We start from the raw sequence: 6939 nt of genomic DNA, 5'->3' as shown, positions 1-6939 counted from the left end.
GCAGCAGTGCTGTTTGTGGTGGCGAAAAGAGGCCATGCCATCAACACCGGGAAAGTCCTGCGCGGTGCGCCATGGCAGATCGTTATTTTCTCGCTGGGCATGTATCTCGTGGTCTATGGCCTGCGCAATGCAGGGCTCACGGAGTACCTGTCTGGCGTGCTGAATCTGCTGGCAGACAAGGGGTTATGGGCAGCGACGTTCGGCACCGGCTTCCTGACGGCATTTCTCTCATCAGTGATGAATAATATGCCGACGGTGCTGATTGGTGCGCTGTCGATTGACGGGAGTACGGCGACTGGCGTAGTGAAAGAGGCAATGATTTATGCCAATGTGATTGGCTGCGATTTAGGCCCGAAAATCACCCCGATTGGCAGTCTGGCAACCCTGCTGTGGCTGCATGTGCTTGCCCAGAAAAATATGACGATCACCTGGGGATATTATTTCCGTACCGGCATTGTCATGACTGTGCCGGTGCTGTTTGTCACTCTGGCCGCGCTGGCGTGGCGGCTCTCTGTCACTTTGTAATGAGATACTGATATGAGCAACATTACCATCTATCACAACCCGGCCTGTGGCACTTCACGCAACACGCTGGAGATGATCCGTAACAGCGGCAACGAACCGACGATAATTTATTATCTTGATACGCCCCCGACCCGCGATGAGCTTATTAAACTTATTTCAGATATGGGAATTACGGTACGTGCATTGCTGCGTAAGAATGTTGAGCGTTATGAGCAACTGGGACTTGCAGAAGACAGGTTTACCGATGAGCAATTGATAGAATTAATGCTGCAGCATCCAATTCTTATCAACCGGCCAATTGTTGTCACACCTGCAGTAACGCGCCTGTGCAGACCTTCAGAGGTGGTGCTGGAAATTATTCCGGAACCTCAGCAGGGTGCATTCACGAAAGAAGATGGCGAAAAGGTTATTGATGAAGCAGGGAAGCGGGTGAAGTAATAAGCAACGAAATGGATAATTCGATTGTGGAACACGTTATTTAGCTTTAACAGCAAACAAAAAAGAGCCCATGTATTCCATGGACTCTTTCTGAGATGCCTCGATTATTCTGTCCAACTTTTGGGGGTCAGTACAAGGCGGGGCTTTCCACTTCCCGTCCCATGCATGAGACGGTCAGTCTCAAGCACCCACGGCCACTCTAACGAACCCTCATAAGAAAACCTTATCCAGCTCACACTTCTACGAGTCTGCTCGTAAACTTTTTCACTTCTGCAATGCCCCTTTTCCCGCTCAGGAGCGTGATATTCATCACGTTAGGCCAGCGGAAAATCGTTATTCAGCGCAATTATGTGGCACAGATCACTGGTGCCGCTCTCCTTTCCACTTCGAAGTGGAAAACAACTCGCTACAAACCCCTGACACCCGGCGTTAGTTTTATCCCAGAGCCAATAACGGGGTAAGACGAGTGATTAACGGAACGGTAATAAACGACACTGGAGACCAGGCGGCGCAAACTGAACAGTTGGCCGACACCATGCTCAGGCAGACTTTCGCCCTGCTTAGTCATCACCACATTATCCCCAATGCCGTTCAGGAGCAGATGCTGACCTCCCACGTTCGTGCCATGGCGCACCGGTCGGTAACCGGCGAGCCGTTGCCGGAGGTCGAGGCTGACCTGTTTGACGAAATTTCACCAGAATCCATGCGGCTTGCCCGTGAAGTGGTGGCGCAGTTTGGCAATCTTCCTGATGAAGAAGCCTGGCTGCTCTCCGTTCACTTCGAAGTCGCCAAAGACAACCTTTAAGGAGCACATCATGGAACAAATTACAGTGGTCATCGGCGATCGCCTGGGTAAAGGCCAGAAGGTTGCAGCAGGCGTTGAAAAAGCGGGTGGCCGCGCGGTCGTAGTACCGGGCATGGCGGCAGATATGAAGCTGGGCGACGTGATGAAGGCGGAGAACGCCACCTTCGGTATCTCCTTCTGCGGCAGCGGCGGCGCGGGTGCTATCACCGCCCAGACCAAATATGGCTATAAAGCGAAGTACGGCATGCGCTCGGTCGATGAAGGCGTTACCGCCATCAACGAAGGCTGCAACGTGCTCGGCTTTGGCTTTATGGATAAAGAAGAGCTGGGCGAGCGTCTGGTTCAGGCGTGGCAGAAGAAGCACGGCGCATAAGCATGAAAGAACAGTTCACCACCACGGTGAGAGTGAAGGGCAAAGGCGACGCCAAAGCGCGCGCCTTTGCCGACGCGCTGAACCATGTTCAGGCCGCGGTGATGAAAGCATCGCCGCATATCTTACTGCGTATTGAGCCACAGGATGTGCAGGTTGTTCAGGCGCAAGAAGCGGTGCGTAAAGAGGCGTTTCTGTTCTTCTTTTTGCGCCGGGAAAGACGCACCTACAGCGTGGAGCTGGACGTGACCGTCAACGTGACTGCCATCAATCTGGACCAGGTGGACTTTGTCACGCAACGCTGATTCTTACTAATAGGGCAGACGAATGTTCCTGATAATTTTAATAAAATCGCTCATCATCGGCGGCCTGGTTGGCGTCGGCGTTGGGGCCGGGGCTGCACGCATGTTTCATGCGCCTACCACACAGGGTATGGGCGCGTTTCGTACGTTGGGGGAGCTGAACTCCTGCGAGGGGGATCCCGCGTCCCACTTCTCCTTTGGGTTAGGCTTCTTCTTTAACGCCTGGGCCTCGTCGGTTGCGGCGGGTTCCTTCACCCAGGACATTGACCACCGCATCATCCCGAACTGGGGTGCCGCAGCGCTGATGATCAAAAACCGCAACGTCGGCGAGACGCTGCACGATCCCCGCAAAATGGCGATCGCCTGCGGCGTGATCGGCATGATAGTCGTCACCTTCCTGAACCTCACCGCCTCCTCCGTTCCGGCTGCGTTGCAGGTCACCGCCGTTAAGGTGCTGGTACCGGCGGCAAACCTGCTGGTCAACACCGTGATGCCGGTGATCTTCTGGCTGGCGGCCATCGACGCGGGTAAAAAATCGGGCTTCTGGGCCACCGTCTTTGGCGGCGCGGCGCAGTTGATTATGGGTAACGCCGTGCCGGGTCTGGTGCTGGGGATCCTGATCGGTAAAGGGGTGGAAGAGAGCGGCTGGAACCACGTCACCAAAGTGATGATGGCGGCCATCGTTCTGCTCTTCGTGCTGAGCGGCTTCTTCCGCGGCTTCGACATGAAGATGATCGAATCCTTCCATCTGACCGTGCCGAACTGGCTCGACATGATCCACAACTCGCTCAGCGGCAAGTAACAGGAGCCTCTAAATGGAACAGAATAAAGGTTTTTGGTATGCCGACTGGTCGTTCCCGATCTTTGTTGGCCTGCTCTCCTCCGGCGTCTTCGCCGGGACGCACATGTACTACCTCTACGGCATCGGCGCCTTTAACGAAGTGGCCTTCGTGGCGATGCTGAAAGCGGGCATCGATACCGGTGCCTACGGCGCGGTGGCGGCGTTCGGCGCCAGCTTCCTGTTCGCCCGTATTATCGAAGGCTCCCTGGTGGGGATTCTGGATATCGGCGGGGCGATCCAGACCGGCGTCGGCTTAGGCGTGCCGGCGCTGCTGCTGGGGGCGGGCATCATGTTCCCGGTGACCAACTTTATCGCCTCGCTGGCAACCGGCCTGGTGATTGGCCTGGCGATTGGCTACGTCATCATCCTGGCGCGTAAATTCACCATCAATCAGAGCAACTCCACCTATGGGGCGGACGTGATGATGGGCGCGGGTAACGCCTCCGGCCGCTTCCTCGGGCCGTTGATTATCCTCAGCGCGATGACCGCCTCGATCCCGATCGGCATCGGTTCCCTGCTGGGCGCGCTGCTGTTCTATATCTGGCAGAAGCCGATTACCGGTGGCGCCATCCTCGGCGCAATGCTTTTGGGCTGGCTGTTCCCGGTCGCCCTTTAATACCCGCGGGCGCTCCGGCGCCCGTCTTCTCAGGAGAACCCCATGTTTGATTTACTCCTGCGCCGTGCGCGCCTCACCGACGATACCCTGACCGATATCGCCATTCAGGACGGGAAGATCGCGGCGGTTGGCGACATCACCGACCCCGCACAGCACACCGTTGAGCTCAACGGTGACACCTGGGTCAGCGCAGGCTGGATTGACTCCCACGTTCACTGCTACCCGAACTCGCCGATTTATCACGACGAGCCGGACAGTGTCGGCATCGCCACCGGCGTCACCACCGTGGTGGATGCGGGCAGCACCGGGGCGAACGACGTGGACGATTTCTACGCCATCACCCGCAAGGCCACAACCGAGGTCTTTGCCCTGCTGAACATCTCCCGCGTGGGGCTGATTGCCCAGAACGAGCTGGCGAACATGGCCAATATCGACGCCGACGCGGTGAAGCAGGCGGTGAAGCGCCACCCTGATTTTATCGTCGGCCTGAAAGCGCGCATGAGCAGCAGCGTGGTGGGCGAGAATGGCATTACGCCGCTGGAACGTGCGAAGGCCATCCAGAGAGAGAACGGCGATCTGCCGCTGATGGTGCACATTGGCAACAACCCGCCAAATCTCGACGAAATCGCCGAACTGCTGAGTTCAGGCGACATCATCACCCACTGCTACAACGGCAAACCGAACCGCATTCTGACCCCCTCCGGGGAGCTGCGCGCCTCCATCACCTCCGCCCTGAAGCGCGGCGTGCGCCTCGACGTGGGCCACGGCACCGCGAGCTTCAGCTTTGAGGTGGCAAAACGCGCCATCGCGATGGGCATTCTGCCGCACACCATCAGCTCGGATATCTACTGCCGCAACCGCCTTAACGGCCCGGTCGGCTCGCTGGCGAGCGTAATGTCAAAATTCCTCGCCATCGGCATGTCGCTGCCGCAGGTGATTGAGTGCGTCACCGCCAACGCCGCCGACGGCCTGCGCCTGACGCGCAAAGGCCGCATTCAGCCGGGTCTCGACGCCGACCTGACGCTCTTCACCCTTAAGCGCCAGCCAACGCTGCTGGTGGATGCCGAAAACGACAGCCTGCAGGCTGAACACATTCTGGTGCCGCTTGCCGCGATCCGCGCGGGCAAGGGCTACATGACCGAACAAGGGAGCACGGAACATGCCTTCAATTTTTGAGAAATACAATTTAAAACAGGTGATTAACACCTCCGGGCGCATGACGGCGCTCGGCGTCTCCACCCCGCGCCCGGAAGTGGTGCAGGCGGCAATGGCGGGGATGAACCAGTACTTCGAGATGAAGGATCTGGTGAACAAAACCGGCGAATACATCGCGAAGCTGCTGGATGTGGAAGGGGCAACCGTCGTTTCCTGCGCCTCGGCGGGCATCGCCCAGTCGGTGGCGGCGGTGCTGGTAAAGGATAGCGACTGGCTGCTGGAAAACCTGCACGTCACTCCAATTGAGAACAATGAGATCGTCCTGTCGAAAGGCCACAACGTCAACTTTGGCGCCCCGGTGGGCACCATGGTGGCGCTGGGCGGCGGCAAGCTAGTGGAAGCGGGCTACGCCAACGAATGTTCCGCCGATCAGCTGGCGGCGGCGATCACCCCGCGCACCGCGGCGATCCTTTACATCAAATCGCACCACTGCGTGCAGAAGAGCATGCTCAGCGTGGAGCAGGCGGCAGTGGTGGCGCGTAAACACGACCTGCCGCTGATCGTCGATGCCGCAGCGGAAGAGGATCTGCACACTTACTATCGCGCCGGGGCCTCTCTTGTTATCTACAGCGGCGCGAAGGCGATCGAAGGGCCAACCAGCGGGCTGGTGATTGGCAGAACCCAGTATGTGGAGTGGGTCAAACGCCAGACGGCGGGCATTGGCCGGGCGATGAAGGTGGGTAAAGAGGGCATTCTGGGCCTCACCTGCGCCATCGAACACTACCTGACGGCGACCAAAGAGAGCGGGGCGGAGATGGTGGCGAAGATGACGCCGTTTATCGACGCCCTCAACACCCTGAACGGCGTGACCGCCCGCGTGGTGTGGGACAGCGCGGGCCGCGATATCGCCCGCACCGAGATTAAGTTCGACGAAGCCACCACCGGCGTCGGCACCGGCGATCTGGTGCACGCGCTGAAGCAGGGCGAATACGCCATCTACTTCCGCGGCTATAAAGCGAACGAAGGGATTATCGAAGCGGACGTGCGCAGCGTCACCGTTGACCAGCTCAACATTGTCTATCGCCGCATCAGCGAAGTATTAGGCCAGGAGAAAACCGCATGAAACTGACCCCCAACTTTTACCGCGACCGCGTCTGCCTGAATGTGCTGGCCGGCTCGAAAGCCAACGCCAGCGCTATCTACGAAGCCGCAGAGGGTCATGTGCTGGTGGGCGTGCTCTCCAAAAACTACCCGGACGTGGCAAGCGCGGTGGCGGATATGCGCGAGTACGCTCAGCTTATCGATAACGCCCTCTCCGTAGGGCTGGGAGCAGGTGACCCTAACCAGTCGGCGATGGTGAGCGAGATCGCCCGTCAGGTGCAGCCGCAGCACGTCAACCAGGTCTTTACCGGCGTGGCGACCAGCCGCGCGCTGCTGGGGCAGAGCGAGTCCGTGGTTAACGGTCTGGTCTCCCCCACCGGCACCGTCGGGATGGTCAAGATCTCCACCGGCCCGCTGAGCAGCGCGGCACCAGATGGGATCGTCCCGGTGGAAACGGCCATTGCCCTGCTGAAAGATTTCGGCGGCAGCTCAATCAAATACTTCCCGATGGGCGGTCTGAAGTGCCGGGACGAATACCAGGCGGTGGCGGAAGCCTGCGCCCGGCACGACTTCTGGCTGGAGCCGACCGGGGGTATCGATCTGGACAACTTTGAGGCGATCCTGCAGATCGCTCTCGATGCAGGCGTGAGCAAGATCATCCCGCATATCTACAGCTCGATTATCGACAAAGCCAGCGGGGATACGCGTCCGGAAGATGTGCGTACGCTGCTGGAGATGACGAAAAAACAGGTTAAGTAGTCCCTCACCCTAACCCTCTCCCGCCGG

The 6939-nt window shown here is 58.4% G+C and carries 10 protein-coding genes; all 10 read left to right on the top strand.

The genetic code is table 11. The features are described 5' to 3' along the window. A partial coding sequence (locus tag B3X29_RS03660) for an ArsB/NhaD family transporter (protein ID WP_290503920.1) occupies positions 1–525 on the top strand: 525 nt, incomplete at its 5' end. A gap of 12 nt (positions 526–537) precedes the next feature. After that, the gene (arsC, locus tag B3X29_RS03655) at positions 538–963 is read left to right on the top strand and encodes a glutaredoxin-dependent arsenate reductase (RefSeq protein WP_103178021.1); all 426 of its coding nucleotides are present in this window, start codon (positions 538–540) and stop codon (positions 961–963) included. Between the two features lie 466 nt (positions 964–1429). After that, entirely contained in the window at positions 1430–1768 is a 339-nt protein-coding gene (locus tag B3X29_RS03650) for a glycine dehydrogenase (protein WP_103178022.1), read from the top strand. Between the two features lie 10 nt (positions 1769–1778). Continuing rightward, positions 1779–2141, top strand: coding sequence for an SFCGS family glycine-rich protein (locus tag B3X29_RS03645; protein WP_006179053.1), 363 nt, complete (start codon positions 1779–1781; stop codon positions 2139–2141). 2 nt (positions 2142–2143) lie between these two features. Further along, positions 2144–2443 carry a DUF4312 family protein gene (locus B3X29_RS03640; RefSeq protein ID WP_006810338.1) on the top strand — a complete coding sequence of 100 codons (300 nt, stop codon included), beginning with the start codon at positions 2144–2146 and terminating at the stop codon, positions 2441–2443. A gap of 22 nt (positions 2444–2465) precedes the next feature. Further along, positions 2466–3242, top strand: coding sequence for a DUF4311 domain-containing protein (locus B3X29_RS03635; protein ID WP_290503565.1), 777 nt, complete (start codon positions 2466–2468; stop codon positions 3240–3242). A 13-nt stretch (positions 3243–3255) separates the two neighbouring features. Beyond that, positions 3256–3897, top strand: a complete 642-nt coding sequence (locus tag B3X29_RS03630; RefSeq protein ID WP_103178023.1) for a DUF4310 family protein — start codon at positions 3256–3258, stop codon at positions 3895–3897. A 42-nt stretch (positions 3898–3939) separates the two neighbouring features. Further along, positions 3940–5073, top strand: a complete 1134-nt coding sequence (locus B3X29_RS03625) for an amidohydrolase/deacetylase family metallohydrolase (protein WP_159340186.1) — start codon at positions 3940–3942, stop codon at positions 5071–5073. After that, entirely contained in the window at positions 5057–6175 is a 1119-nt protein-coding gene (locus B3X29_RS03620; RefSeq protein ID WP_290503564.1) for a DgaE family pyridoxal phosphate-dependent ammonia lyase, read from the top strand. Before B3X29_RS03625 ends, B3X29_RS03620 begins: the two co-directional genes overlap by 17 nt. Continuing rightward, positions 6172–6912, top strand: coding sequence for a 2-dehydro-3-deoxy-phosphogluconate aldolase (dagF, locus tag B3X29_RS03615; protein ID WP_103178026.1), 741 nt, complete (start codon positions 6172–6174; stop codon positions 6910–6912). Before B3X29_RS03620 ends, dagF begins: the two co-directional genes overlap by 4 nt. The last annotated feature ends 27 nt before the right edge of the window (positions 6913–6939 follow it).

The sequence above is a fragment of the Leclercia sp. UBA5076 genome, assembly GCF_002416465.1.
Lineage (GTDB): Bacteria > Pseudomonadota > Gammaproteobacteria > Enterobacterales > Enterobacteriaceae > Enterobacter.
This window is presented reverse-complemented; position numbering and strand designations above follow the sequence as displayed.